The sequence below is a fragment of the Streptomyces canarius genome (assembly GCF_014650735.1).
Lineage (GTDB): Bacteria > Actinomycetota > Actinomycetes > Streptomycetales > Streptomycetaceae > Streptomyces > Streptomyces olivaceoviridis.
In genome coordinates, this window is sequence record NZ_BMVN01000005.1 from 193,230 (window position 1) to 218,419 (window position 25,190).

Genomic DNA, 25,190 nt, shown 5'->3' on the forward strand with positions numbered 1-25,190 from the left:
CACGGATTGTTGAGAGCACCAGCGAGACTTTCGCCAGAAGGCGTGCATTCACGTCGGAACTACATCGACGCTGAAGCCACCTGCTGCGAGTGCCCTCCGTCCGCGCTCCAGGAAAGGGTGACCATGACACGCGCGAAGCAGCTCATTTACTCCATCGGTATCGCCATCGCCATCGCCATCGCCGGTGGCGGTATCGCACCATCTGCGGCAGCCGAAGGCCACGCTCCCGTCGCGGCACCACTGGACGAAGCCATGCCTGTAGCGGCCCCACTGGACGAGAGCCACATGCCGGTGGTGGCACCGCAGGATGCAGCCCGACAGTCCCTCCCTGCCGACGCTGTCTGCCGTTCCAGGATCAAAACCGCCATCGCTCTCAATGAGAAGGCCCTGGCAGCCGACGGTCATCGGCCTGACACGGACGCAGCCGCAAGGTACAACCGAAGGACGCTGGTCGACATCAGTTCGGCGCAAACGGACTGTCGTGGAACGAGCCACCGCCGGGAGATCAAGCGAGAGTTGGACTCGGCGAAGGATTCGGCGAAGGCAGCTGAACGCCACAACAAGGCCGGGGATGAAGTGCCTGCCGGGCACGCGGAGCGGGAGGTGAAGGCTCACCTCAGCAGGGCCAAAGGCATGGCGTGATCGCGAGGTGTCCGGCATGCCATTCGTCGGCGGTGTGAGCCGATGCAGGGTCGAGGATGCGCGCCACCCCGCCTGAGCCCCCTGTGCGGCCTCGGCGGATATGACGTGGTCGGCGACGGGCGCCAGGCGCTGCAAGAGATCGCGGACGCGGCCTTCTTCTCACGGGCCGCCACCAACGGCCGGCCACGCCGAGGCCGCCGACGCCGTGCCGAGAAGGACTCGCGACGAGGTGAGGAGGGGAATGCTGATCGAGAAGGCTTTCAGTACACAGCAGGTGCACGCGTCGGACCGGTTTGCCTGTTGGCGCTAGCACGTCCAGGCACTCGGGTCGGCCGGCAGGAGACGGCCCTGGGAGCAGGTGTTCTTCTGCCGCGGAAACTGCTGCCGCTGCCGGAAAACGCCATCGATGGACTGCTCATGCGCCGACTGTCGGGGCGGGAGGGTGCCGGGGCGCTACTCGCGCAGTTCCTCACTCAGGTGACCCGGGACTCCGGCTCCTACCGACCCGACGACGGACCCCTACTGGGAACCGTGGCGATCGGCCTCCTCTCCGCACTGTTCGCCCATGCCCTCGACACCGACGGCTCCCTCCGTGCGGAAACCCACCGGCAGGCCCTCGTTCTGCGCGTTCGAGCCTTCGTCCAACGGCATCTGCACGACCCGCACTTGACCCCGCGCACCATCGCAGTCGCGCACCACATCTCCACCGGCTACCTGCACCGCCTCTTCCAGCAGGAAGACCACACGCTTGCAGCCTGGATTCGCCACCAGCGCCTCGAACGGGCCCGCCGCGCGCTCGCCGACCCCACGATGCGGGCCACCCCCGTCCACGCCATCGGTGCCTACTGCGGCTTCCCACGCGCATCCGACTTCACCCGCGCGTTCCGCACGGCCTACGGCATCCCGCCCAAGGGCCAGCGATCGGGCCACTCGGGTTCTCGCTGCCGCGTGTCTGGGCATCACAGGCTTGGCGATGCCGGCAGCCCACGCCGACGTGCGCGCCACACTTCGTATTGATCCCGATGGAAAGAGGTGCCGATGGCGACCTGGGGGCTGATCCGCGAGGCAAGCGTCAAGCACTGGGACAGCTACATCACGGAGACACATGTGTTCGCATATGTGGAAGGTACGTACGAAGAAGCTCTGGCGGAGCTGGAACGGCATGCTCGGCACGCGATGGCTCATCACCCCAAGAAACGAAAGCGCCGTCGGCTCTTCCGTAACGGCGACGACTTCCTGATGGTCGTCGATGACGCTGCCTGGCGGTCCTCGGGCATCCGGTACACGGTCGCGGAGTTGCTGGAGGACACCGCCGCACCGGCGAAGCCAACGAATGCACGCGAGGCCACGATGGAGTCGACGGATACGCACGAGGCGGAGGCCACCAAACCTGAGCCTGAGCCAGAGCCTGTGGACACCATGCCGCCCGCCCCGCCGTCCGATGAGCGATACCCCGACGGCGTGCCAGTGCGGCCGAAGTGGCTGGGCCGCCCTGATCTGCCGTAAGGAGCCGGGAGAGAGGCGGTTGAAGTCGGTGGGGCAGCTGAGTGAGCCAAGAGCCGCTGGGTGGTTCGTTTGTGGGGTTTGCTCCGGCTGCGATGAGGAGTTCGGCGCTCCCAGGGTGCGGACCGTTGTTCGCCCGGTCCAGGGGTGACCAACCCGTTCCGTAGTCTTCACGTGGGTTCGGGTCGGCGCCGTGAGTCAACGGTTCGGCGTCCCTCGATGTCCAAGGGGGCGTTCACCTGTGTCACGGGGCGCCTCGGTGCTCCGGCCGGCCGTAATGACGGTGAGGAGGGGGAACGCGATGAGCAACGCCACCGCGACGAGGAGTCCGCTCGCCCAGAGCGGCCCGAGGGTCCCGGCTTCGGTGGTGAGGGCGGCGGCAGCGATGACCGGGCCGACTGCGGCGCCCACGTTGAGCGCCGCGGTCGCATACGAGCCGGCCATGGTGGGGGCTCCCGCGGCCTCGTAGAGGACCCGCGTCATCAGCGTGCTGCCGAGCGCGAACGACAGTGCGCCCTGCACGAACACGAGGACGAGCAGGGCGACCGGCTCGTTGGCCAGCACGGCGAGGGCCGGCCAGCCGATGAGCAGCAACGGACCGCCGAGTGCGATGACCAGATCGGGACGCCGGTCGGACAGTCGGCCGGCGACGGTGACGCCCACGAAGGAACCGGCGCCGAAGAGCACCAGCGCGACAGAGATCCACAACTGGCCCAGCCCGGCGCTGTCGGTCACCACGGGGGCGAGGAAGGTGAGACTTCCGAACGTTGCCGCGTTCACCAGCGCACCGAGCAGCATCACCAGGATCAACCGCGGCCTGGTGAGCTGGGCGAGTTCCGCTCGCAAGGCCGGCCTGTCAGTCGCCTCGTCCTCATCCCGTCCTGCCGGGATTCCCCTCAGGATGCCGAGAGTTGCAGGCAGACAGAGAGCGGCGACAGCCCAGAATGTGGCTCGCCAGCCGAGCAACGTGCCGAGCACCGACCCACCAGGGACACCGGCGATTGTGGCCACCGTCGTGCCCGACAGCAGCACGGCCAGCGCGCGTCCCTTCCTGTCGGGCGGGGCCAGCGTGGCGGCAGCCGTCAGAGCGACGGCAAGGAACCCCGCGTTCGCCAGCGCGGCGACGACTCGGGTAGCGAACAGGACGGGGAAGCTCGTGGTGAGGGCGCCCACGGCGTGAGCTGCCGCGAAAACGAGTACGAACCCGACAAGGCCGGCGCGCCTGGGCCAGTCACGGGCAAGCGCGGCCACGAGAGGGGCACCGACGATCATGCCGATCGCGAAGGCCGAGGTGAGGACGCCCGCTGTCCCGACTGTGACGTCAAGACCTGAGGCGATGTCCGGCAAGAGGCCGGCGAGCATGAACTCCGAGGTCCCCATGGCGAAGACCGCCATGGCAAGCAGATACAGCGGCAGAGGCATCGAGTGGCTCCGAGGTGAGAGAGGCACGAGAAGGTCATCTCGTCACCGCGGCCAGCCCCGACCCCGAGCGCACACTCGTCCCACCGCGGAAGCGGCGCGACGACAGGGCTACGAGCTCAGTGGTCAAGGGGGCTGACGGCGTGACCGAAAGCCCCCACCTTGTCTGACTCAGGACTCGACATGGTCCGCACGCTACCTGACCGATGCCGGTCGAAGCATCTCCAAGAGCCCCTCGACCTCCGACAAGCTTGCTCTCGCCTCGCTGCTACCCTTTGCGGGTTCGAAATGACTCAGGGGGAAGTCCGTGTTCACGTCGGTCACCACGGATTGGCCGTGGCTGTTGGCTGTCACTGCACTGGTGATCCACTGCTCCGCGATGGCGAAATGGATACCGATCCAGAGGTTCTGGACGGTTTATCCCTTCATCTGGGTGGTGTGCGGCACCGGAGCGGTGGTCCTCGGATCATGGCGCGGCTTCGCTCTGGCAGACATGCTCGTCCTGTGCTCGTTCGCGCTGATCGGGCTGACGATCGGCATGTATCCGACCCGCAAGCTGTTCACGGTGTGGGCGCACGAGATCAACCAGGGAGTGACCCGCGAGCGGTACGACTATCCCCGCTCACACCTCGCATTCTGTGGCGCCTCCGTGCTCGTCATGCTGGGCGCCGCGGTCCTGTTGGCCCACTGATACGCCGTTGACCGGCGGGACCGGCCGTCTCCGGCATGAGCTGAATTGCCGGCCGTCAGCGCCGACCTGATGGATCTTCAGGAGAAGAAGCGCGCCTCCGGGTAGCGGTCCGACGGCCCGTCGAACAGACCGTGGTCGTCCCGGCCGCGCAGCCAGCGGTCGAAGAAGGCCGCGAGGTAGGCCCGTTGGGCGCTGATCGCGCGCCTCGGTGCGATGGTTCCGATGTTCTCGACGACGGTCCTTCGGGGAAGCCCGAGCCGATGGGCGATGTGCGGGATGACCGCCTCCGCGTCGGTGTAGGTCGCGTGCTGCGCGCCACGCAGGGTCAGGCCCCGGTGCCAGCCGTGACTGTGCCGCCACAGGGAGTCCCAGGACGGCACGGTGCCGAGGTCGTTGCCCTCCTTGCCGATCAGCAGGAAAGGGCGGTCGAGGCCGTTGGCCGCGACGGTGGAAAGGTTGCCGGGGGTGCTGTCCTCCTGGACATATGCGAGAACGCCGTCGAGGCCGGCTGCTGCTGCGATGCGTGGGTCGTCGTACATCGCCTGCAAGGCGGTGAAACCTCCTGCCGACTGGCCGAACATGCCGACGCGGTCCAGGTCCAGCGTGCCGCGCAGCTCCCGGGGCAGCGCACCGGGCAGTGCGTCGAGGACGAAGCGGGTGTCGGCCACCCGTACGGCCAGCGCCTTCCGCAACAGCGCGGTGATGCGGTCCAGGTCCGGGTACGCCTTGGCGAACTCCGCGGGAAGAACCGTGCTTTCGACGCGACCGCCGGGGAACTGAACAGCCGTGGCGTCATAGGTGTGATCGAGTGTCACCACGACGTAGCCCCGGGAGGCAAGGTCGTCGCAGAGCGTGGTGCCCAGGGAACGCGGGTCCCCGGCACCGGGTGAGTAGCAGACGACCGGGTACGGGCCTGCGTTCCGGGCGACCGGGGCGCCTTCATGAGCGTGGGTGCGAGTGGCCGACCAGTCGACCTCATCGCTGGGCACATCGGAGAAGTTGTTCAAAGCGGCGAATCCGGCTGCCTCTCCGGGGAGCATCTGCGGTGCGGTCGGGTACGCGCCGGCGGCGCGGGCCGGATAGCGGATGCCGATCATGAGCTCCCTGTACGGTTGCGACGTCATCCAAGGATCGGGACGTGAGGCGTCGACGAGGCGCAGTGAGATCGTGCCCACGGGGTACGGCCCACTGGGTGCGGGCAACGTCAGCCGTACACGCCCGGCCTCGCGCGGCGCAGCGGAAGCGGTTCGTGCGGAGATGACGGACAGGGTGACGGCGGCAACAGCCGACAGCATGGCGGCGCGGCGAGTCTGCATGGCAAGCCTCCTCATCTCTACGTGTTCACAGCCCTTTCAACTTCGCGGACCGACTCGGTCACCACCATCCGGCAAGCCGGTCGACGCACACGGGGGCTACCTGTAGCCCGCCCGTGTCGAAGGGGCTGAGAGCTCGTCTCCATGGAGTCGCGGCGTCTGCGTTCCGGGCGCGGCACCGGGCCGGCGACGTGGGTTCCGAAGGAGCGTGGTCGGGGTCGTACAGCTGCCGGACGCGACCGGGATGCGGTCCCGTGGCGTCTCCTGTTCGCGGGACTCCGACGCGACTGTCGTCAGCCGGGAGGGAGGGGGTTCAGTGTTCCGTGCTCGTCTCCGGGGGCGTGCGGTCCACCTTGGCCCGGCGTTCTCGCGTTGTGGAGCTACCGTGTCTTTCCCGAGCAGCCGTCGACCGGGTTCAGCGCCGCCGTGCCGGCGCTCGGGCTGGGGACACTGACGGGGCCCGCCACGCTCGGAGCGGTGGCGGACCACTACGGCCTGCGAGCCGGTTTCCTCGTGGCGGGGCGGCCGTGGCACTGATCACCCTGGCCTTCCGGCCCCCCGCGCGGCGGTCGGGGGACGACGTGACGCGTGGGCAGGAGGCGGGAGTCGCTGCCCGCGAACGGTGAGGTCACCCCGGTCAGCCGAACGGGCAGGAAGACCCGGGAAGGGCATGTACGGCGTCACGCGGGGTTCGCCCACTCCTCACGAAGCATTCCGAAGAGCACGCGGTCATAGCGTTCCCCCTCCACCAGGACAGCCGACCGGCGGCGGCCTTCCTCGCGGAAGCCCAGCTTGGTGAAGGCGCGCACGGCGCGTTCGTTGCCGCTCCAGGTGTCCAGCTCCAGCCGGCTCAGACGGTACGCGCCGAACAGGTGGTCCACGAGCAGCCGCAACGCGTCCCTGCCGTGGCCGCGGCCCCAGAACTCCCGTTCGCCGATGGTGACTCCGAGCGTGGCCACTCCGACGTAGGGGTCCAGGTCCCGGTAGTCGGCCATGCCTATCACCTTGCCGTCTGCCAGGTCCTCGACCGTGAACACGGCCGACTCCCTGGGGTTCAGTCGCAGCATGGTGTCGAAGCCGAGCCGGATCGCCTCCGCGGTGACCGGGCCGAACAACGGGTCACCGCCCGCGGCCCAGCGCACCACCTCTGGGTCATTGCGCCACCGCACATGGTGCTCGGCGTCCTCGGAGCGCAGCGCGCGCAGTCTTACCAGCATTCCTTCGAACATGGTGCAAACCTACTCGGAGACACGTCACGGTCCGGACGGGCACCGACCTCCTGCCGAAGAAGGAATCGGGCCGCGTTGCCGTCGGTGCGGCACGGATAACCTGCGCGAATGAAGCGGATGCAGCGGGCCGCCGGCACGGTCGTCGGGTCAGCGGTGGGTGACGCCCTGGGCGGCCCCTTCGAGTTCGGTCCCCAGGGAGCGTTCTCCGCGCGGTTTCCCGCACCTGGTGCCGGTGGCGAGATGTGCGGAGGCGGTGGCTGGGACCCCGGCGAGGCAACTGACGACACACACATGGCCGTTCTGGTCGCGGAGTCCCTGCTGGAGCGGGGCGGGCTGGATCTGCCGGACATCTTCGCCCGCTTCCAGCGGTGGGCGGCATCAGAGCCGAAGGACATCGGCTTGCAGACCGAAGACGTCCTGACCAACGGCATGCCCTGGGACGTCGCCGCCGCGATCCATTTCCAGGTCAACCAGCGAGCAGCGGGAAACGGCTCCTTGATGCGGGCATCGACCTCCGCGCTCCGCTTCGCTGCCGCCGGCCAGAGGGCCACCATGGACGCGGCCCGCCGCATCGCTGCCCTCACCCACGGTGACCGCGCGGCCTGGGAAGGCACCGCGATCTTCCACGAACTCATCCGCGTCACGTTGGAGGACACCGACCCCCTCACCGCTCTCCCGGGCATCCTGCCCCTCGTCCGCCCCGACCACCGCGGTCGTTACGCCGCAGTCCTCGCGCCCGACTGGCACCCCGATCAGGCAACCGAGTTCAACGGCGCGGTCTGGCCGTGCCTCGGCTCCGCCGTCTGGGCCCTGCGTTCCACCACCGGTTTCGAAGACGCGATACGCGCGGCGATCGATCTTGGCGGTGACACGGACACCGTCGCCGCGGTGACCGGAGGCCTCGCGGGGGCGTACTACGGGCTGGACGCGATTCCCGCACGCTGGACCGAGCCGCTCCATGTCCCCCTCCCGGGATTCGACGGACGGGTGCTCCAGCTGGCAGATCTGCTCCACCTCGCACACCGCCTCGCAGGCTGAACCGGATCCTGCTGCCTTCTGGGAACCGGCGTACGGCCACGGCGGCAGCGGTCCGCCGTCACCTGCGGGCGGATTGCTTGCTCCTGGTACCGGCGTACGAGGAGGTGAACGGGCAGGGCGCCCTGGATCCCGAGCCGTGGATGCAGCGCGGGTCCGGACCCACCTCGTACCGGAGGAGCCGCCCCGTGCTCCTTACTGACGGAGGGCTTCTCGCATGGCCACCTCTCGGTGAAGCGCAGCCCGGCTGTCTCGGCCGCGAGTCGCTGACGGACGAGGACGGCCGGGACCTCGTCGTCATAGCGCGATGGATGTCGACCGTTGCGTGCCTGGGGTCGCTGTCACAGGGGCCGGGCTCCATGGATGCCGTCTTATGTGCTGGTCTTGTACAGCTCGCTGATGTTCGGGCGGGCTGCCGGGCGGTGATGGGCGGCGGGGCCCTGTGCGAAGGCTCGCAGGGCGTTCTCCGTGGTGCGGGTCACGAAGGTGCGGGTCCGGGCGTCCATCCCGTGGTCGCGCCCGCCGTCGGGGGTGCCGGCCATGAGGGCCTCCACCCAGCGCATGGTGCCGGTGGCGAAGACGCCCGCGCCGCCGGCAGCCGTGTAGTAGACCGAGTCGCTGTGGCTGCGGCGGCCACCGCACACCAGCGGAGAGTGCGCCGTGATCTCCAGCGGCTCGGGGACGGGGGCCGCGGGCGTGACCCGGTCGTATTCGACGCCGACCAGGTGGGCGAAGCCGTCGCCGGGCCGTACGCCCGTTCCTTCGTACAGCCAGTGGTCCGCCGCGTGGACGACGTATGGCGCGTCCGTCGGGTAGCCCTCGTAGAGCACCCCTGTGAGCGAGGACTCGGGGTCCGGCGCCGGGGCCTGGCGGAAGTCGGTGGTCACCAGGGCGGGCTTGGTGGTGTAGAAGGGGTCGGCCCCGGCGGAGGACTTGTAGCAGACCACCGTACGGTCCGGCTGTGTCTGCCCCTGCTCGATGCGGACCCGGCGGAAGCAGGTGTTGGCGCCGAGGAAGACCACGTTGGTGCCGGCGTCGCGAGCCTGGGTGACATGCCGGCGCTGCTCCGGGGTCCAGTACTCGTCGTGCCCCAGACAGACCACCGCGCTCGCCCCGCGCAGGACCTCCGGGTCGCGGTGCACGTCCATGCCGGTGGTGTAGGCGAGGGGTGTGCCGAGCCGTTCCGCCAGCACCACCGCCGCCCGTTCGTACACCATGAACTTCTCCGCGCCGTCGGCGTCGTAGGGGCGGTCGAAGCTGACGGCCAGGGAACGGGTGGCGTACGCGCCGGAGGCACCGGCGTAGAGGCTGTAGCCGCCCCACCGGTTGTAGGCCTGCCAGGTGGCCGGGGCGTGGATCAGGACCGTTCGGCCCGTGCCCTGCGCGGAGCGCACGATGAGCGGGATGTAGCGCTGGTGGCCGCTGTCCGCCTCCAGCCGCAGCAGATACGCGCCCTCCGGCCAGCCGGTCGTGCCGAAGGTGAGCGTGCGCGGCCAGTCCGCGCGCACGGTGCGGGTGTCCGGCAGGAAGCGGGGTTCCGGCTGGGCGCGGCCACGTACGGGCTTGGACGACCATACGAGCCGGGCCTGGGTGCCGCCGTACCAGCCGACGCGGAAGGCCGAGACCCGGAAGGACGACGCGGTCGTCGAGACGTACAGGCCGCACTCCTCGCCCGGTGTCATGCTCACCCGGTCGGCGTAGCCGGCGACGGCCGGGGCAGGACCCCGGGACGTGATACGCCAATCGGGTGTCCCGGACCGGTCCCGTTCCGCTTCGGGCCGGTGGGAGGACGCAGCCGCGGAGTGTTCGGGTGTGGGAGTGGACGCGTCGCAGGCCGCGGCCGTCACCGAGGCGAGCCCGAGGCCGGTGCACGCTCCGAGAAAACGCCTGCGTCCGGGCTGCCCCGCGTGTGCTGTCCCGTGGTCCGGACCCCCTCGCGTGGCAGGACCCATCTCCATGACGCCTCCCGTGGTCGCGGCTCGCGTGTCAGTCGTCTCTCCGGGCCAAGGTGGCACAGCCATACGGGCGGCGCGCCCCGCACACGGCCGCCGGACGTCACGGGGGGCGCGGACGGGACACGTCAGCCGGCGTCGCTGCCCACAACCGCACACCACCGCGCACCACCGTCAGCGGACGACCGGACCGACGGTCCACCGGCCAGCAGCGGTGTGCGGAGGTTCACCGGGACTTCCGGGACTTCCGGGACTTTGCCGCCGCACGTGCGGACCTCTGCCCGGCTGGCTTAGCGCAGGCCTGCCGCGCGAGCGACAGGGGCGCCTGACCGCCGGAGGTGGCTTGCGTGCCGCGGAGCGTCATGCGCCGGTGATGGCGGTCACGCAGGCGCTCCACTCCTGCTGGTGCCGTCCGCCTGCCGGGTCGGGGACGACGAGTGTGGCCCGGAAGGTCAGCCGCGTGCCGGGGTGGAGGGCGGTGCACGAGGCGAGCGGGGACGCCCTGGGGCCGCTCACCTTGTCGAGGGTGGCGTTGCAGGCTGCGGCCGGCTGCTCGCCGGGGACGTACGTGACGAACACGTTGTTCCAGGGCAGGAACTGGGAGTCGGTGGTGAGGCAGCCGCCGCGCTGCGGGCGGGCGTAGTCGTTCGTGATCAGCCGGGCCTCGTGCGGCCGGCCGCGCAGACGGTCCAGATCCTGGCGGTACAGCGGCGAGCCGAGCGCGCAGAGCTCCTCACCGCGCACGCAGTGCGGGGAGCGTGGCCCGTCGGGGAGCTTGAAGCGGGCGTCGAAGCACCCGGAAGGCGGGGGTGGTTCCGGTAGGGCCTGCGGCGGCGCCGAGTGGACCACTCCGGTGATCGAGGGGGCCGGGCCCGCGGCGGACGCGCCCGTGTGTGAGGGCTTGCGGGACGAGGGCCTGCGGCGGTCGGGCTGTCCGGTGGGCGGTGCAGGCCGAGGAAGCCCGCGGTCGCCGGCGCGGCGGCCGTCGTGCCGGCCGCCGCGGCCCACCACCACCGGCGCTGGTGCGAGCCGCCCTCGGCGGGCCAGGCGTCGCTGACCTTCCACCTCGGCCGCGTCCAGGCGCCAGCCACGGTGTTCTCCACGTACGCGCCCAGCACGTGTGCGGTCGCGCCCACTGAGGACGGCATCAGGGCGCAGCCCTCCTCGGCCAGGCCGCGCGCGGACGGACGGGTGGCTGGATCGGGATCGGCCGCCGCACGGACGAGAGCGGCGAGGCGGGGCGGCAGGACGGCGTCGTCCCGTCGTCCTGGAGTGGGTCTGCCAAGGCCGCGAAGGCACAACCCGGGTGGACGGCCGAGGCCGTGGCTTCCGTTCGATGAACCTCACGACGACCCGCGAGCGCTGGGTGTGCTGTCCGGCGGATCTTGCCTGATGGTCGCCCGCAGGTGTGTGACCAGGGGGTTGTGGTCGCTCTCACGCCAGGCGACGGCCACTCGTGTACGGGCGGTGTCGGGTTCGATCCTGCGGAAGGCGACGCCTTTGAGGCGGATGCGTCGGATGCTCGCCGGGGCCAGGGAGACGCCCAGGCCGGTTTCCACGAGGGCGCACACGGTTTGCCACTCCACCGCGTGCTGGGCGATCCGCGGTGTGAAGCCCGCCGCGGTGCACAGGCCGATGATCTGGTCGTGCAGTGTCGGGCCTACCGCGCGGGGCAGCAGCACGAAGGGCGAGTCCGCGAGCTGTGCGAGCTGTACGGTCCGGTGGGGGGCCAGAGGATGGGTGGACGGCAGCACGGCCACGAAGGGCTCGCTGAGTACGGTACTGAAGCCGAGCCCTGTCTCGTCGGTGGGGGGTTCGCGCAGTAGACCGATGTCGATGGTCCTGTCGTGCAGGGCGGCGATCTGCGGAGCGGTGGTCATCTCGTGGATGTCCAGGTGCACGGCGGGGAACCGCTGCCGGAAGGTGCGCAGCAGGCCGGGCAGGACGGTCAGGGCCAGGGAGGCGGCGAAGCCGATCCGTAGGCGGCCGGCCCGGCCGCTGCCGACGGCCCTGGCCGTGGCCAGGCCGTCCGCGAGGTCGGTGAGTGCCCGCCGGGCGGCGGGCAGCAGTTCGCGGCCGGCCGGGGTGAGCGTGACACGTCCCGGTTCGCGGGTGAACAGCGCGTGACCGACCTTGTCCTCCAGGCGGCGGATCTGCTGGCTCAGCGGCGGCTGGGCGATGCCCAGGCGGTCGGCCGCGCGGCCGAAGTGCAGTTCCTCGGCGAGCACGACGAAGGCGTGCAACTGCGGGAGGGGAAGTTCGGGGCGCTCCATACGCCTAGAGATATCAGGCCATGCCTTCAGCTGTATTAGACGTATTTGTACGAGGCACTTAGCGTTCGGCGCATGACAGAGCGACACGCGATCCTCAGCGGCTCGACCTTTGAGGAGCAGATCGGCTATGCCCGTGCCGTGGTCGACGGTGACTGGGTGCATGTGTCCGGGACGACCGGCTTCGACTACACCACCATGACGATCTCCGACGACGTGGTGGTGCAGGCCGAGCAGTGTCTGCGCACCATCGAGGCCGCGCTGGCCGAGGCGAAGTGCACCTTCGCCGACGTCGTGCGGGTGCGCTACTTGCTGCCCGACCGCGAGGACTTCGAGCCCTGCTGGCCGGTCCTGCGCCGCTGCTTCGGCGACGTCCAGCCGGCCGCCACGATGCTCGTGTGCGGTCTCGCCGACCCGCGGATGAAGATCGAAATAGAGGTGGACGCGCGGCGGCGCGTCCCGCCTCACGGTGGTGCCGTGAGCGATCACTCGGTAGCTCGTGTCGCGCCCGTCGAGGCCTACGAACCCCCTTACTACGTGGCTGTCTTCACTACGGTGCGGACCCCGGACCAGAGCGGCTACAGCGAGACCAACGCACGTATGGAAGACCTGGTGAAGGACGTCCCCGGGTTCCTGGGGATGGACCACGCGCAGACTCCTGGCGGGCTGGGCATCACTGTCGGGTACTTCCGTGACGCCGACGCCCTCACCCGGTGGCGGACCGACGTCGAGCACCGCGCGGCGCAACAGCGCGGGCGAGCCGAGTGGTACGAGAGCTACACCCTGCATGTGGCGAGAGTGGAGCGGAGCCACGGGTTCACGCGCGCCGAGACTCCGTAGTGCCCGACAGCAGGCTGGAGAGGCCCTCTTGTCGCAGTGGGTTGCCACGGCTCGAAAGCGAAGGCGAGTGGGCGACGCCCCCCTCACAGCGAGGCGGATCTTGCAGGTGAGCCCACTCCGTGAACGGCCCGGAGCCTCATCCGATCGGTGCCGAGCCGGTCTGCTGATGTGGAGTCCACGCCGACCGCGCTCCAGTCGATCCGGCCTTCGGCATCGGCGTCGGCCTGGATCACCCGCGTCGTCCGCGGTCCGCGGCCGGCCGGGCGGTCCCGGGGATCCAGTACACCGTCTCCAGCGTGTCCCTCCGCGCACCGTGGCGGGGCGGGGCGGGACATCGGCTGGCTGTTCCTCGCCGTCTGAGGGTAGTTGTGCCGTCGGCCGCGCTCGGCACACTGCCTGCCCTGATGGGGCCGGAGCTTGAGCAGCCCCGACTCGCCGAGGCAGAACGCCATCCCCGAACGGAGCGAGGTTCAGGCAAGGTGCTGCTCGAAGAAGGAGGCAGCCTCCCCACCCACCCGTACACGGACGGCGGGGTTGGCAGGTTCCGGCAGGAAGAAGTCTTCGTGGCGAACGTCGGGGCCGGCTGAGCAGCCCATTGCCGTGGGGATGTGATCCAGGTACGGCCGGGTGTCGACCTCGTAGGGGTTGACCGTGTCCGCTCCACCCCAGCGAATGCCTACCGGCACCCGCACCGTCGACAGGCTCTCTCGGGTCACGAGACCGCCAACTCCGGGAGCCACTTGGAAGACCGCCCGGACCCGGGGATCCGAGAGGTCGGCCCCGGCGCTGTTGAGCGCGTGCCGCAACGACTCGTCCAGCGGGTACTTCTTCCGCAGCGCCTCCAGTGCGCCGGGGAACTCGGGAATCTCCGGCAGGGGAACCGCCCCCGTCATCACCGCCCACAGAATCCGCGGATCGACACGAACACCGGCGAGTGCCACCGCCGTGTAGCCGCCCAGGGAGAAACCCGCCACACCAACCGGCCCGAGGGGCTGCTCGCGCGCGAGTACGTCGAGGACGAAGGAGACGTCGCGAGGCCGTTCCCACACATACAGGAAGCCTTCCGGCTCGTAGCCGTCGATGAAGTTGTTGCCGTGGTGGTCCAGGGCCACGACGCGGAAACCTGCCGCGTGCAACGGTCCTACCAGCCACTCCATACTGCTGCCGGAGCCTCCGGTGCCGTGCGAGACGACGACCAGTGAGGCGAGGGGGGCCAGCGGATGACTCGGCTCCCACAGGTAGATACGGACGGGTCGCGGACGAGCCGGATCCCGCAGGTCACTGCGGGACTCGTCGTACAGAACGCGTATCAGCGGCTGCTGCCCAGAGATCGTCATGGCGACATCGTAGGTTCGGCGCGAACGATGAGGATCAGGTCACTGCCAGGGGGACGAGGCACGGGGCGCGCTCACGCCGGACCGGGCACGGGCCTGGCGTGAGCGCCCAGGGGCCTACGAGCTGCCCCGACCGGCGGACGGTCGTACATTCGGATACGTGGAGGAGATGCCTCGGCGCATCGACCCTTCGACGGACCGGGCCGCAGCCGCCGTGCTGCTCGGATGCACTCCGAACCAGGTCGGCTACTGCGCGCGCTGCCAGGGGCTGACGCGCCGCTACGGGCCCACCGCGCAGGTCGTGTGTGCGGCCTGCCGCGCGGCCGAGGCCGCCCCGTCCGCCGACGGTTCCGCCGGCTGACGTCCGCCCACCCCCTGGGCCCTGGGCGCGGTCCACGTCGGCCCCCTGCGGCCAGGAGCGGGCTCACTGGAGCCGTCAAGGGCCGGTAGGACAGTGGTCCCGTGGTCCTCGGTCCCAGTGCTTTCTTCTCAGACACGTAGCGCCCAGAGACCGATCCGCTCCCGTCCGGGCCTCTCTAGGGTGGTCGGCATGGGGGACACAGCGCGCAAGACGCCCCACGACCGCGCGATGGACGTGGTCCGGGGCTCGTGGACCACGACGGCAGCGCGGTCCGAGAGGCGCTGGAGAGTCTGGACGCGGGCGGCGCGTTGCAGGTGTACGCCATCCTGAACGGCCTGGTGCGTTCCACCATCAGCATCATGGAGCTCACCGGCAGGCCGTAGAGGTTGGACGACCTGGTGCGGCAGGCCGACGAGGTCGCCGTAGTCGCCCCGCCCCACTACGAGTTCGCCGTGGCCGAGGCGGCGCGGGCGTGGGCCCGCGGGGACCGGGCGGCGATGCGCGCGGTGTCGTGCCGAGACCTCACCGGGGCCGTCCACATCACTGCTGTAGGTGTCACCGTTCTGGGGCTGACGCTGTGGGGCCGGACCGGATTCCTCGACGTTCTCGCGGAGTTCCAGGAGGCAGCCACCGCGCTCGCGGAAGCCTGACCGCTCGGAACCCGGTGCCCAGAGCCCCCGTACTCTCGTCGGCTTCGTCGTCGGTGCCCACCTGCCCGCGAAGCCGGCGAGAACCCCGCCCAGGCCTCCTCATGAACTTCGGGACCCCGTTGTCCGCCCTTGTCAGCGCTGCCTTCGATGAGGTGTACAGCGGCGCGATGACGTGCGACTCGGGCCGGTCGGGGTCGTGCGTGAGGGCAACGGCGGGCCGTGGGTGGGCCAGGCGGTTGAGCACCTAGGGTACGGGGAGGTTCCGGCGATCGGCTGCCCGTCGCTGCTCCCTGCCGGTGGTCGAATCCGGACGCGCGTGATCTGGTGAGCGCGGGATACCAGCAGGTCATGAGGTTGCTTGCCGCAGTGCGCGAAATGGACCGTCGTCTGACCAAGCGGATGGCTTCCTGGCGGGAACCCGGGCTCCACCGGACGCTGTCGGTGGTGGAGGAATCGGCGAAAGCCACCAAGTTGTGGTGCGGTGCTGCCGCGGTGATGGTCTGGGCCGGCGGGTGGAAGGGTCGTAAGGCGGCGGTGGCGGGTCTGGCGGCTCTCACCTTGGCGCAGTTGGTGTGCAACGGTGTGTGCAAGCAGGTGATCGACCGTCCGCGCCCACCCGAGGAGTGGATCCCTCACGATGAGGTGGAGGACCGGCCTGATTCCTCGTCGTTCGCCTCCGGGCACACCGCGGCGGCGCTGGCTTTCACCGCTGCGGTTGCCCCCTCGTGGCCGTCGGCCGGGGCGGTCTGCGCGGTGCCGGCCGCGCTGGTGGCCGTGGAACGGGTGCAGTCAGGTGCCCACTACCCCAGTGACGTCGTCGCCGGTGCCGCCATCGGGCTCGTCAGCGCCTGGCTGGTCAGGCACCTTCCCCGGCTGGGGCTGCGCGTGTGGCGGTGACAGGGCCCTCCGCTCGGGCAGCTACGTCGCCGACCACGTGCTCACCGAGGAGGACCCGGCGCTTGAACAGGGGTGTCGGCCACGTGGTGCTCGGGGTCTCGTCACCGTGGCAGTGACCTGTCGTCTGTCCGACCGTTCTACGGCGGGGCGGGTACGGTGCTCGCCGCCAGGCGCCGGCCCAGTGCGACCGGGTTCTCCGTCGGGCCGGCCCTGTTCATGATGCCGATCGCCGTCACCGAACCGCGGGCCTCGCCAGGACGGCCGGCCTGCTGGCCTCCCCGCTCAACACGGTGCGGTCTCTCCTTGAGTTGGCGGGCTCGGCGGCCGTAGTGGCCCCGATCGTGGCGGTCGTACGCCGTGACCGTCCGGCGCCGTCGGCCGCCCTCGAACTCGCCCCGCCGTCCACCGGGGCCGCCCCGGAGGCACAGCGGCCGACGCCGCCACGGCGACACCTGACCGCGGAGTCGGACGGCGGTGGCGGCCCGGCCACCTGCCCCGCCGCACGTGCGTCCGGTCCCCGGGGTGGGGCGTACGACGTGTGGCAGCACAGCCGCACCGAGGGCATGGCGGCGAGCGTCTTCCGGAACCTCCGAGGAGTCGACGTCCGGGTGGCCGGGCGGTCGGCCGTGTGTCGTCGCCCCGGTTGCCGTCGCTGCCCGGGCAGCCGTTCGCCGCCCCCTCGGGCGTCTCACCGGCCCCCGCGGGTCGGTACCGACGGTGACCGCCGTGTCATGCGGCTTCTCATGGCGGACGCGACCGGGGAATCGACCGGGGAATCAGGGTGCGCCGTCTTCCACTCCCCCTGCCGCGGTTTATAGTTCAACCACATTCGGTGCCACGAGGAGGTCGCACCATGGCGGAGCTCGGTCTGGCCGACACGGTCGGCATCCTGCGGCAACCCGGTGTGCGGACGCGGCACAGCAGCGCCGGGCTCGGGTGGGAGCGGCTGTTCCTCTCCACCCAGGAGGAGCAGCCCTACCGTGCCGCCTTCGACCCGGCACCCACGCATCTGCTGATCCTGCACCTGAGCGGCCCCGTCACCGTGCGGCGGGGGCGCGGGGCGGGCACCCGGTCGCGGACGATCCCGGCCGGTGGGCTCTTCCTGCAACCGGCCGGCCGTACTCTCGCCGTCGAACTCGGCGGCACGCTCGACACGGTCCACGCCTACCTCACCGACGACGCGCTCTGCGAGGCGAACGACGGACGGCCCGTGGAACTGTCCGAGCAACTCGGCACCACCGATCCCCTGGCCGAGCAGCTTGTGCTCGCGCTGGCCGGCGCGGTGCGCTCGTGGGAGCCGTCGGCCCGTACCTACACCGACCACCTGACCGGGATGCTCGCCGCACAGCTCGCCCGCCGGCACGGCGTCCGGGAGCCGGCGCCGGCGGAGAGCCGGTCCGGGCTGTCCGTGCGCCGGCTCGCCGCCGTCCGCGCGCTCATGGAGGAGCGGCTGGCCGAACCGCTGCCGATCGCGGACCTCGCCGACGCGGCCTCGCTGAGCCCCAGCCAGTTCACCCGGCAGTTCCGGAAGAGCACGGGACAGTCGCCGCACCAGTTCCTGCTCTCGCTGCGTCTGGAGCGGGCCTGCCGGCTGCTGCGCACCGGTACCGACCCGATCGCCGAGGTGGCCGTCGCCTGCGGGTTCTCCCACCAGGAGCACCTCACCCGGGTGATGCGCGCCCGGCTCGGCACCACCCCCGCCGCGCTGCGCCGCTCCGGCTGACCGGGGCGCCGAGGCTCTCAGCGCTCCAGCACCGGCACCAGCGCCTGGGGCGCGTGGGCCTCGTTGAGTTCGACGGTGTGCAGGTCGACGGGTCGAGGTCCGCCCTGGCGAGCACCTTGCGGATCGCGTCGACCGGCTTGATGCCCGTGATCGCCGCCGCCCGCACTCGCGTCGGCGGCTCGCCTCCGGTCACCGCGCTCCCTTCCTCGTCGACGAGCAGCAGCGCGCGACCCCGTCGTTGAGCGGCGAGGCGTTGCCGGCGGTGGTGGGTACCGTCCGCACGGAGCATCGGTTGACGGAGGAGCCCGTGACCCGGCCGATGCCTCCGCCGTCGGCGGGGCGCGGAGGTCCCGCCCGACGGCCCCGCGGTTGTGCGACACCACCGCGAGGCCCATCGCCCCTGTCGCGTTCAGGGCATCGCCGAGGACCTCCCCTCGCAACCTCCCCTAACGCGCCAGGACATGGCGGAGCGCGCCGAGGAGGTCTTCCTCTGCCGCCTCGGTGGTCTCGGTGGCGGTGGTCCGGCGCCAGGCGACGTGTCCGTCCGGGCGTACCAGCAGTACGCCGTCCTCGGCGATCTCGCTGAGGCGGCTCCATTCGCCGTAGGCGTCACGGTAGTTGTCGTCACCGACGCGGACCACGCGCAGCGGTACGCCGAGGGCGTCGCCGCAGGCGTGCGCGGCGGTCTCCCAGACACCGCCGGACAGACCGGTCAGCACGGTGAAGACACCGCGGCCGACGACGTCCAGCGTGGAGACGCGCTCGCCCTGGGCGTCGACCAGCCAGGCGTGCGGGAGTTTGGCGCCGGGCCGGGTCGTCGGCTGGTGCACCAACTCGCGGTCGCCCGCCCACACTTCGTCCGGGCTGTCGTCGGGGAGCACCGCGGTGGAGACGTACCGCTGGTTCATCTCCACGCCGTGCGCGTTGAACTCGTAGTTCTTCAGCTGGATCGCCTCTTCGAGCTGCCGCCTCTTCTTGGCGCCCTCGGGTGTGCGCTCCCGCATCGCCGCGATCCCTTCGGCGATGCCCTGCGCGTCGCTGCCGCCGCCGACGCCGAGCACGTCGAAGATCGGTCCGAACTGGTCGCGGCTGAGGTTGGCCCGCTCGACGATCTGCCGCCCCACGGGGGCGCGTTCGGCCGTGTAGCTGTCGAGCAGCGCGGGTCCCGCCTCGCCGCGGATCACCATCGCGAGCTTCCACGCGAGGTTGTACGCGTCCTGGACTGAGGTGTTGGAGCCCAGTCCGTTGGACGGCGGATGGCGGTGCACGGCGTCTCCTGCGCAGAAGACCCTGCCGCTCGCGTACTCCTCGGCGTAGGCGTGGTTGACGGTCCACAGCGAGGTCGACGTGATCTCCACCGGCAGGTCGGGATCGCCGACGAGGTCGCGGACGATCGTGCGCGCGGCCTCCTCGTCGACCCGCGGCGGCGGCTGCTCTATGTCGTAACCCCACACCAGCAGCCACTCGTTCCACGGGCGGACCATCCGGACCAGGCCCATGCCGATGCCCCCCGTGTCCGCGCCGGGCTGGAGGACCCAGTACAGGACGCTCGGACGGTGGGCGCAGTACTGGGCGAGGTCGGCCTTGAAGACGATGTTCATGCTGCCGGCCTTGGCCATGCGACCGGCGAAGGGCAGGCCGAGTTGCTCGGCGACCGCGCTGCGCCCGCCGTCGGCGCCGATCAGGTAGCGGGCGCGGACCGTGAACTCGTCGCCTCGGACCCGGTCGCGCAGCAGCGCGGTGACTCCGTCCTCGTCCTGTTCGAAGCTGATGAACTCGGTGTCGAAGCGGACCTTGGCGCCGCGGGCCGCCGCGTTGTCGACGAGGATCGGCTCCAGATAGGTCTGCGGCAGGTCGATCATCTCGCAGGGGCTCTTGGCGGAGTACTCGGTGGCCGTCGCGGGGCCGGTGCCCCAGCTGCGGATGCGGCCGATCTCGTCGCCCGTCAGGGCCGTGCACAGCACGGTGTCCCCCATCAGGTGCGAGGGGCTGCCGAGGGCCAGCGCCTCCGACTCGACGCCTAGGTCGCGCAGGACCTCCATGGTGCGCTGGTTGGTGATGTGCGCCCGCGGGGTGTTGGCGAGCCACCCGTACTTCGTCACCAGCAGGGTGCGGATGCCGTAGGTGGCCAGCAGCAGGGCGGCCGAGCCCCCTGCGGGGCCGCTGCCGACGACGAGGACGTCGGTGTCGTAGGCGTCGAGCGGGTCGGTGGTCGTCATGTGTGTGTGCGCTCCTCGGTCATCCGGCCTGGGGGGCGAGACGGAAGGTGTAGTCGAGCCGGCACCACTGGCCGTCGACCGGACGGCCGTCGGGGGTGGGGCCGGACCCCGGTGTGAAGTCGACGACGAGTTCGTCCTTGACTCCGAAGACGGTGTCGCTGTCCAGGTACGCTCCGCCGGCCACGAACAGCTGCGTGACGAGCCGGCGGTGGCCGGGCGCGTCGAACATGAAGTGGAGGTGGGGCGCCCGGTAGGGGTGGCGGCCGACCGCGTCGAGCATCTGCCCGACCGGTCCGTCGGCGGGAATCGGGTAGTGCGCGGGCAGGATGGACCAGAACGTGACCCGCCCCTCGCTGTCGCTGCGCAGCCGGGCCCGCAGCACCGGTCCGTCCAGATCGGGGAGCTGTACGTCGTAGAAGCCGTCCTCGTTGGACTGCCACACGTCCACCACCGCGTCCTTGACCGGCCGGCCCTCGCTGTCCGTGACGCGTACGTCCACCCACAGCGGGGTGCCGTGCAGGCCGCCGGAGATGTCGCTGCCGAGCGCGGTCTCGGGCGGGCCCTCCACGTAGAAGGGGCCGAGCACCGCGGACGGGGTGGTGTCGGGCGTGCGGGAGTTGGTGAGCAGGTCCACGGCGCTGGAGACGCCGAGCGTGTCGGACAGCAGCACGAACTCCTGGCGGGTCGGGCCGCAGAGCTGTCCGGTGCGGGTGAGGAAGTCGATGGCGTACTGCCATTCGGCGTCGGTGACGTCGTTGGCCGCGACGAAGGCGTGCAGGTGCCGGACGAGGTCGCTCATCAGCGTACGGACCCGGGGGTCGGGGGCGTGCGCGAAGCTGGCGACCACCTCCTCGGTGAGCCGGGCCAGCTTCGCCTCCGTCGAGGGCGGGCCCTGCGGGCGGCGTCCCTGCCAGGCGCCGGCCAGCAGCTCGCCGATGCCCTCGGCGGTCAGTTCACGCGGGTTGGGGTACGGCGTCGAGGTGGCCAGCTCGGCCGCACGTGCCAGGTCGGATTCCGCCATGCCGAGCTCGCGCAGCGAGGTGGGGCCGCCCAGGGAGACGATCAGGTCGTACACGCCGCTCGGTGCGTCGGGTACGCCCAGGGCGTCGGCGATGCGGCGCATGACCTCGGGGACGGCGGGTGCGTTGTAGGCCATGGCGTGCGCCAGCACGACGGTGTGGGTCTCGGCGTGCGGCAGGCCGAAGCTGCCGCCGAGGGTGTGGCACAGCTTGTGGTGCAGGCCCATGCCGACCGTGGCGAGGCAGGTCCCGGCGAGCCAGGCGGCGTGCAGCAGGTCGGCCCGGGCCTCCGGGTCGGCCGGGTCGGCGGCCAGCCGGGGCAGCGCCCTCGCGATGCCCGAGATGGCGTCGAGGGCCTGCCGGTCCGTCACCGGGTTGGCGTCGGCCGAGTAGAGGGCCTCGACGGCGTGCGCGAGGGCGTTGACGCCGCTGGTCACCGTCATGGGCAGCGGCAGCGTGAGGGTGAAGTCGACGTCGTAGACGACGGTCTCGGGCAGGATCGCCGGGGAGGACTGGGTGACCTTGCGCCCGTCCCGGGTCTCGCCGAGCACCGGGGTCACCTCGGAGCCGGCGTAGGTGGTCGGCAGGATCACCTGCGGGAGGTCCGTGCGCAGGGCCAGCGCCTTGGACAGGCCGGTCGTCGAGCCGCCGCCGACGGCCACGATCACGTCGGCCGAGGCGTGGGTGAGCACGTCGAGCGCCTGCTCGGTCACCTCGACCGGGGTGTGCATGGCGGCGCCGTCGAACTCCGCCACGACGAGGTCTCCGAGCGCCTCGCGGACCCGGGTGGCGGTCCGGGCCAGGGGCCGGCCGGACAGCAGCAGGACACGGGAGCGGCCGAGCCGCTCGACCTCCTCGCGGAGCCGGCTCACCGTGCCGGATCCGAAGACGACCCGCGAGGGACGGGATGTGTGGACGAACGTCCGCATTGAGTTCTGCCTCCGCCTGTCATCCGGTGTGCGTCGATGGCTTGGATCACCGAGTGTGCGGAGGAGGACGGCACGTCGTCCTGCACAATGCGCGCGCCGCGCTGCACGAAACGCGCGTGTGTTCCGGGGCCGGCGCACCGGGGGCTTGCCGCGCCGGTGCACCGCGTCAGTGCGATCTGGTGGAGCCGGTTCGGTCAGCAAGGAGCCGCGGGGGCATCGTGTCGGCGGTCCAGTCGACGCCGTCGCCGGCAAGTGGGCGGTCCTGAGCGTCGAGGCCCCGGGTGAGGGCACCCCGCGCTTCAGCGAGCTGCGCAACCGGGTCGAGGGCATCAGCCCCAAGCGGCCGACGTGCTCCCAGGTGGCCCGTCGCTCGGTGACAGGTCCCGGACATCGGCCCGGCACCGCTGGTCGTGCCTGCCGACAGGAGCCTCGACGGCTACGTCAGTCGTCGGAGACGACGGTTCACCCGCCCCCCGGCACACCCCGCTGCCCACGGTCCCGGGTCCCGCGCCAGGTCGGCGCGGGGCCGGGTCGGCGCGGGGCCGGGTCGGCGCGCCATCGGGCGGTGCCCCTCCGGTGTCCTCCGGCCCCGGCGCGTCACTGCGAGCAGCCGGGGCCTGGGTGGTCAGGACGCGGCGGGGACCACCGCGTCGAGGCCGTGCGAGGCGACGAGCTGTGCACTGCCGTCGGCCAGGCGGTAGCACAGGCCCACCACGGCGGCCTGACCGGCGGCGACCTTCTCGGCGAGCACCCGGGAGCGGTCCAGCAGCAGGTCGACGGTGTGCCTTATGTGCTCGGCGAGAATCTGGTCCGGCTCCACCCGCCCGGCGGCCCGCGCCGCCAGCACGCTGGGGGTCACCCGTTCGACGACGTCCCGGACGTACCCGGCCGGTGTCATGCCGTCCTCCAGCGCGGCGCACGCCGCGCCGACCGCGCCGCACGAGTCGTGCCCGAGGACCACGACCAGCGGGCAGCCCAGCACGTCCACGCCGTACTCGATGCTGCCCAGCACCTCCGAGCCCACCACGTGGCCCGCGGTGCGCACCACGAACAGGTCGCCCAGGCCGCGGTCGAAGATGATCTCGGCGGCCAGCCGGGAGTCCGAGCACCCGAACAGCACGGCGAAGGGCTGCTGGGACGGTGCGATCTCGGCGCGGCGGGTGGCGTCCTGATTCGGGTGCTCGGGGGTGCCGGCGACGAAGCGCTGGTTGCCGCTCAGCAGCAGCTCGAAGGCGTCGCGGGGCGTCGAGGTCTGGATCTCGGTCATGACCGCAGCTTAGAACCCGGCCCCGGTCGTCGCACCGCCTGGCCCCCTCGGTCATCGCCGGGTCGGGTGATGCCCACGGCTCGGGCGTCGTTCCCAGGCGCCGGCCCGGGGTGGCCGCCCCGCTGCGGAACCTCGGCGCGCGGCGCTGCCGCCCGGTCCCGTACGGCCGGCCCGCTGCCCGCGCCGGAAGCGCCTACCGGCCGTCACGGCTCGGAGCGGTCCTGTCATCCGCCGCGCCCGTACGCCGGGCGAGGCGCTGCCGGTGCTGTCGGCCGAACGGGGGGGGAGCCGCCACGCGGTTCTCCCTGGTGTGTGGCCGGGCGGGGGGGGTGAGGGGGAGGAGACGGCGGGCGCGGGCGGAGGACGGACCGTAAGTCGAGGGTGAGGGCTGTGGGGGCCGGAAGGGAGTGCCGCCGGTGGCATCGCGGGTTGATCACGCGGCACTGTTTCGCCGCCACACCGAGCCCGTACCCGGTACTCGGCCCGAACCTGATCATCGTCGATGGGAACCAGGCCCATCTGGAGGCCACCGAACGCACCCGCGAGGACCTGCTCGGCCTGCACACCTTCACCGCGTTCCCCGACAACCCCGCCGACCCGGAGGCCGACGGGGTCCGCAACCTCGACGCTTCCCTGCACCGGGTCCTGGCCACCAGCCGGCCCGGCACGATGGGCTTGCAGAAGTACGACATCCCCGTCATGGACCGGCCCGGTGTCTTCGAGGAACGGTGGTGGTCCCCGGTGAACACTCCCGTCCTGGGCCCGGACGGGCAGGTCGCCTACATCATCCACCGGGTCGAGGACGTCACCGCCTTCGTCAAGGCCCACCAGGCCGCGCAGCCCGCCGCCGTCCGGGTGGGCCAGTACCTGGAGGACACCCAGGCGCTGGAGGCCGAGCTGTACGCACGGGCGCGGGAACTGCAACGGCTGAACGAGGAACTGCGCCAGGCCCACACGCGGGAACGCGAGGTCGCCCTCGCCTTGCAGGAAGCCGTGCTCCATGCCCCTGACCTGGCCCAGCACCCCCCGATGTGACCGTGCGCTACCCGCCGCCACCGGCTCCCTCAACGTGTGCGGTGACCGGTACGACGTCGTCGACATCCCGCCCGACCGGCTCGCCTGGCCGTCGGCGACGTCATCGGCCACGGCCTTCAGGCCGCGGCCGTCATGGGCATGCTCCGCAGCGCCCTGTCCGCCGCCACCCGCGCCCTGGAACGCCCCGCCCAGACGCTGGAAGTCCCCGGCCCGTACGCCCGGTCCGTCGAGGACGCCCTGGGCACCACCGCCGTCCAGGTGCTCGCCGACACCCGAAGCCGCCTGATCACCTACAGCAACGCCGGCCACCCGCCGTGGATACTCCTCCACCCCGACGGCGACCGGGAGCTGCTCGACCAGGCCACCGACCCACCGCTCGGCGCCCGCCCCCAGCACGTCCCCCGCCCACAGGCGAGCCTGCCCTACAGACCCGGCGACACCCTCGTGCCGTACACCGACGGGCTGATCGAGCGCCGCGGCGAGGACATCGACGCCGGCCTGGGACGCCTGACCGACGCGCTCAGTGAATGCGGCCGGCTCGGCACCGAACGACTCGCCGACACCGTCCTGGCCCGCCCCGGCGTCTCAAGCGGCGGTCGCGACGACATCGCGCTGGTCGTCGCCCGGCTCTGACCAGCGACCAGCCTGCCCGCCGGCCCCTGTCGGCGGACGCCCGGCGACGAGGACCTGGCGCTCACCGTCGCCACGGCCACGCGGACCGAGGAACTCCCAGGGCCGGCTGGTCGCGGCTCCCCGTCCGGAGGCACGCGGATGGCGAGCGGGCCGATCACCACGGAGGATGAGTACGCGTCGCCGGTGGCAGATCTCCCGGTCCGCTGCGGGTCTGTGAAGGAGGCACACC

The 25,190-nt window shown here is 71.3% G+C and carries 20 protein-coding genes and 4 pseudogenes; 13 read left to right on the forward strand and 11 right to left on the reverse strand.

What is annotated here, in order from left to right; translation table 11 throughout:
- The first annotated feature begins 123 nt into the window (after positions 1 to 123).
- From IE294_RS09845 to IE294_RS09855, 3 genes and pseudogenes are all read left to right on the forward strand, one after another.
- The gene (locus IE294_RS09845; RefSeq protein ID WP_189884362.1) at positions 124 to 642 is read left to right on the forward strand and encodes a hypothetical protein; all 519 of its coding nucleotides are present in this window, start codon (positions 124 to 126) and stop codon (positions 640 to 642) included.
- Positions 643 to 984: 342 nt separating this feature from the next.
- Positions 985 to 1,659, forward strand: a pseudogene (locus IE294_RS47420) (helix-turn-helix domain-containing protein); the annotation flags it as partial.
- A gap of 21 nt (positions 1,660 to 1,680) precedes the next feature.
- Positions 1,681 to 2,148 carry a hypothetical protein gene (locus tag IE294_RS09855; protein ID WP_189884366.1) on the forward strand — a complete coding sequence of 156 codons (468 nt, stop codon included), beginning with the start codon at positions 1,681 to 1,683 and terminating at the stop codon, positions 2,146 to 2,148.
- 195 nt (positions 2,149 to 2,343) lie between these two features.
- On the opposite strand, the gene IE294_RS09860 is transcribed toward IE294_RS09855, so the two are convergent.
- On the reverse strand, positions 2,344 to 3,567 hold the full coding sequence (locus tag IE294_RS09860) for a Cmx/CmrA family chloramphenicol efflux MFS transporter (protein WP_189884368.1): 1,224 nt from the start codon (positions 3,565 to 3,567) through the stop codon (positions 2,344 to 2,346).
- Between the two features lie 304 nt (positions 3,568 to 3,871).
- Between IE294_RS09860 and IE294_RS47430 the strand changes: the two genes are divergently transcribed.
- Positions 3,872 to 4,255, forward strand: coding sequence for a hypothetical protein (locus tag IE294_RS47430; RefSeq protein ID WP_229917087.1), 384 nt, complete (start codon positions 3,872 to 3,874; stop codon positions 4,253 to 4,255).
- A gap of 77 nt (positions 4,256 to 4,332) precedes the next feature.
- On the opposite strand, the gene IE294_RS09870 is transcribed toward IE294_RS47430, so the two are convergent.
- Positions 4,333 to 5,571 carry an alpha/beta hydrolase family protein gene (locus IE294_RS09870; protein ID WP_189884370.1) on the reverse strand — a complete coding sequence of 413 codons (1,239 nt, stop codon included), beginning with the start codon at positions 5,569 to 5,571 and terminating at the stop codon, positions 4,333 to 4,335.
- Between the two features lie 677 nt (positions 5,572 to 6,248).
- Positions 6,249 to 6,797: a GNAT family N-acetyltransferase gene (locus IE294_RS09875; protein WP_189884372.1), complete on the reverse strand. Its 549-nt coding sequence runs from the start codon at positions 6,795 to 6,797 to the stop codon at positions 6,249 to 6,251.
- Positions 6,798 to 6,905: 108 nt separating this feature from the next.
- Between IE294_RS09875 and IE294_RS09880 the strand changes: the two genes are divergently transcribed.
- Entirely contained in the window at positions 6,906 to 7,835 is a 930-nt protein-coding gene (locus IE294_RS09880) for an ADP-ribosylglycohydrolase family protein (RefSeq protein ID WP_189884374.1), read from the forward strand.
- Positions 7,836 to 8,203: 368 nt separating this feature from the next.
- On the opposite strand, the gene IE294_RS09885 is transcribed toward IE294_RS09880, so the two are convergent.
- From IE294_RS09885 to IE294_RS09895, 3 genes are all read right to left on the reverse strand, one after another.
- On the reverse strand, positions 8,204 to 9,514 hold the full coding sequence (locus IE294_RS09885; RefSeq protein ID WP_189884675.1) for a N,N-dimethylformamidase beta subunit family domain-containing protein: 1,311 nt from the start codon (positions 9,512 to 9,514) through the stop codon (positions 8,204 to 8,206).
- Positions 9,515 to 10,144: 630 nt separating this feature from the next.
- A complete protein-coding gene (locus IE294_RS09890) occupies positions 10,145 to 10,528 on the reverse strand; it encodes a hypothetical protein (protein WP_189884376.1) in 384 nt (127 codons plus the stop codon).
- Between the two features lie 599 nt (positions 10,529 to 11,127).
- Positions 11,128 to 12,057, reverse strand: coding sequence for a LysR family transcriptional regulator (locus IE294_RS09895; protein ID WP_189884378.1), 930 nt, complete (start codon positions 12,055 to 12,057; stop codon positions 11,128 to 11,130).
- A gap of 72 nt (positions 12,058 to 12,129) precedes the next feature.
- On the opposite strand from IE294_RS09895, the pseudogene IE294_RS49620 reads away from it, so the two are divergent.
- Positions 12,130 to 12,441 (forward strand): annotated as a pseudogene (locus tag IE294_RS49620) (RidA family protein); the annotation flags it as partial.
- 90 nt (positions 12,442 to 12,531) lie between these two features.
- Complete coding sequence (locus tag IE294_RS49625; RefSeq protein ID WP_229917115.1) at positions 12,532 to 12,894, forward strand: antibiotic biosynthesis monooxygenase family protein; 363 nt, start codon at positions 12,532 to 12,534, stop codon at positions 12,892 to 12,894.
- Between the two features lie 41 nt (positions 12,895 to 12,935).
- Here IE294_RS49625 and IE294_RS09905 read toward each other — a convergent pair.
- Both IE294_RS09905 and IE294_RS09910 read right to left on the reverse strand, forming a co-directional pair.
- Positions 12,936 to 13,151 (reverse strand): annotated as a pseudogene (locus tag IE294_RS09905) (IS5/IS1182 family transposase); the annotation flags it as partial.
- A gap of 213 nt (positions 13,152 to 13,364) precedes the next feature.
- Positions 13,365 to 14,231 (reverse strand): alpha/beta hydrolase family protein, encoded by an 867-nt coding sequence (locus tag IE294_RS09910; protein WP_189884382.1) that lies wholly within the window; start codon positions 14,229 to 14,231, stop codon positions 13,365 to 13,367.
- A 166-nt stretch (positions 14,232 to 14,397) separates the two neighbouring features.
- On the opposite strand from IE294_RS09910, the gene IE294_RS09915 reads away from it, so the two are divergent.
- The 5 genes from IE294_RS09915 to IE294_RS09930 all read left to right on the forward strand — a co-directional run bounded on the left by IE294_RS09915 (position 14,398) and on the right by IE294_RS09930 (position 17,859).
- Positions 14,398 to 14,589: a hypothetical protein gene (locus IE294_RS09915; protein ID WP_229917116.1), complete on the forward strand. Its 192-nt coding sequence runs from the start codon at positions 14,398 to 14,400 to the stop codon at positions 14,587 to 14,589.
- Between the two features lie 248 nt (positions 14,590 to 14,837).
- Positions 14,838 to 14,972 carry a hypothetical protein gene (locus IE294_RS49010; protein ID WP_268252781.1) on the forward strand — a complete coding sequence of 45 codons (135 nt, stop codon included), beginning with the start codon at positions 14,838 to 14,840 and terminating at the stop codon, positions 14,970 to 14,972.
- Positions 14,973 to 14,975: 3 nt separating this feature from the next.
- The gene (locus tag IE294_RS47445) at positions 14,976 to 15,239 is read left to right on the forward strand and encodes a hypothetical protein (RefSeq protein ID WP_229917088.1); all 264 of its coding nucleotides are present in this window, start codon (positions 14,976 to 14,978) and stop codon (positions 15,237 to 15,239) included.
- Between the two features lie 324 nt (positions 15,240 to 15,563).
- Positions 15,564 to 16,136, forward strand: coding sequence for a phosphatase PAP2 family protein (locus IE294_RS09925; protein ID WP_306433399.1), 573 nt, complete (start codon positions 15,564 to 15,566; stop codon positions 16,134 to 16,136).
- Between the two features lie 853 nt (positions 16,137 to 16,989).
- Positions 16,990 to 17,859 carry a helix-turn-helix domain-containing protein gene (locus IE294_RS09930; protein ID WP_189884386.1) on the forward strand — a complete coding sequence of 290 codons (870 nt, stop codon included), beginning with the start codon at positions 16,990 to 16,992 and terminating at the stop codon, positions 17,857 to 17,859.
- A gap of 446 nt (positions 17,860 to 18,305) precedes the next feature.
- Here IE294_RS09930 and IE294_RS09935 read toward each other — a convergent pair whose 3' ends face one another.
- The 3 genes from IE294_RS09935 to IE294_RS09945 all read right to left on the reverse strand — a co-directional run bounded on the left by IE294_RS09935 (position 18,306) and on the right by IE294_RS09945 (position 23,293).
- Positions 18,306 to 20,078, reverse strand: coding sequence for an FAD-dependent oxidoreductase (locus tag IE294_RS09935; protein ID WP_189884388.1), 1,773 nt, complete (start codon positions 20,076 to 20,078; stop codon positions 18,306 to 18,308).
- A 19-nt stretch (positions 20,079 to 20,097) separates the two neighbouring features.
- Positions 20,098 to 22,026 (reverse strand): maleylacetate reductase and hydroxyquinol 1,2-dioxygenase domain-containing protein, encoded by a 1,929-nt coding sequence (locus tag IE294_RS09940; protein WP_189884390.1) that lies wholly within the window; start codon positions 22,024 to 22,026, stop codon positions 20,098 to 20,100.
- A 625-nt stretch (positions 22,027 to 22,651) separates the two neighbouring features.
- Positions 22,652 to 23,293 (reverse strand): carbonic anhydrase, encoded by a 642-nt coding sequence (locus IE294_RS09945; protein WP_189884392.1) that lies wholly within the window; start codon positions 23,291 to 23,293, stop codon positions 22,652 to 22,654.
- A 416-nt stretch (positions 23,294 to 23,709) separates the two neighbouring features.
- On the opposite strand from IE294_RS09945, the pseudogene IE294_RS09950 reads away from it, so the two are divergent.
- Positions 23,710 to 24,961, forward strand: a pseudogene (locus IE294_RS09950) (SpoIIE family protein phosphatase).
- The last annotated feature ends 229 nt before the right edge of the window (positions 24,962 to 25,190 follow it).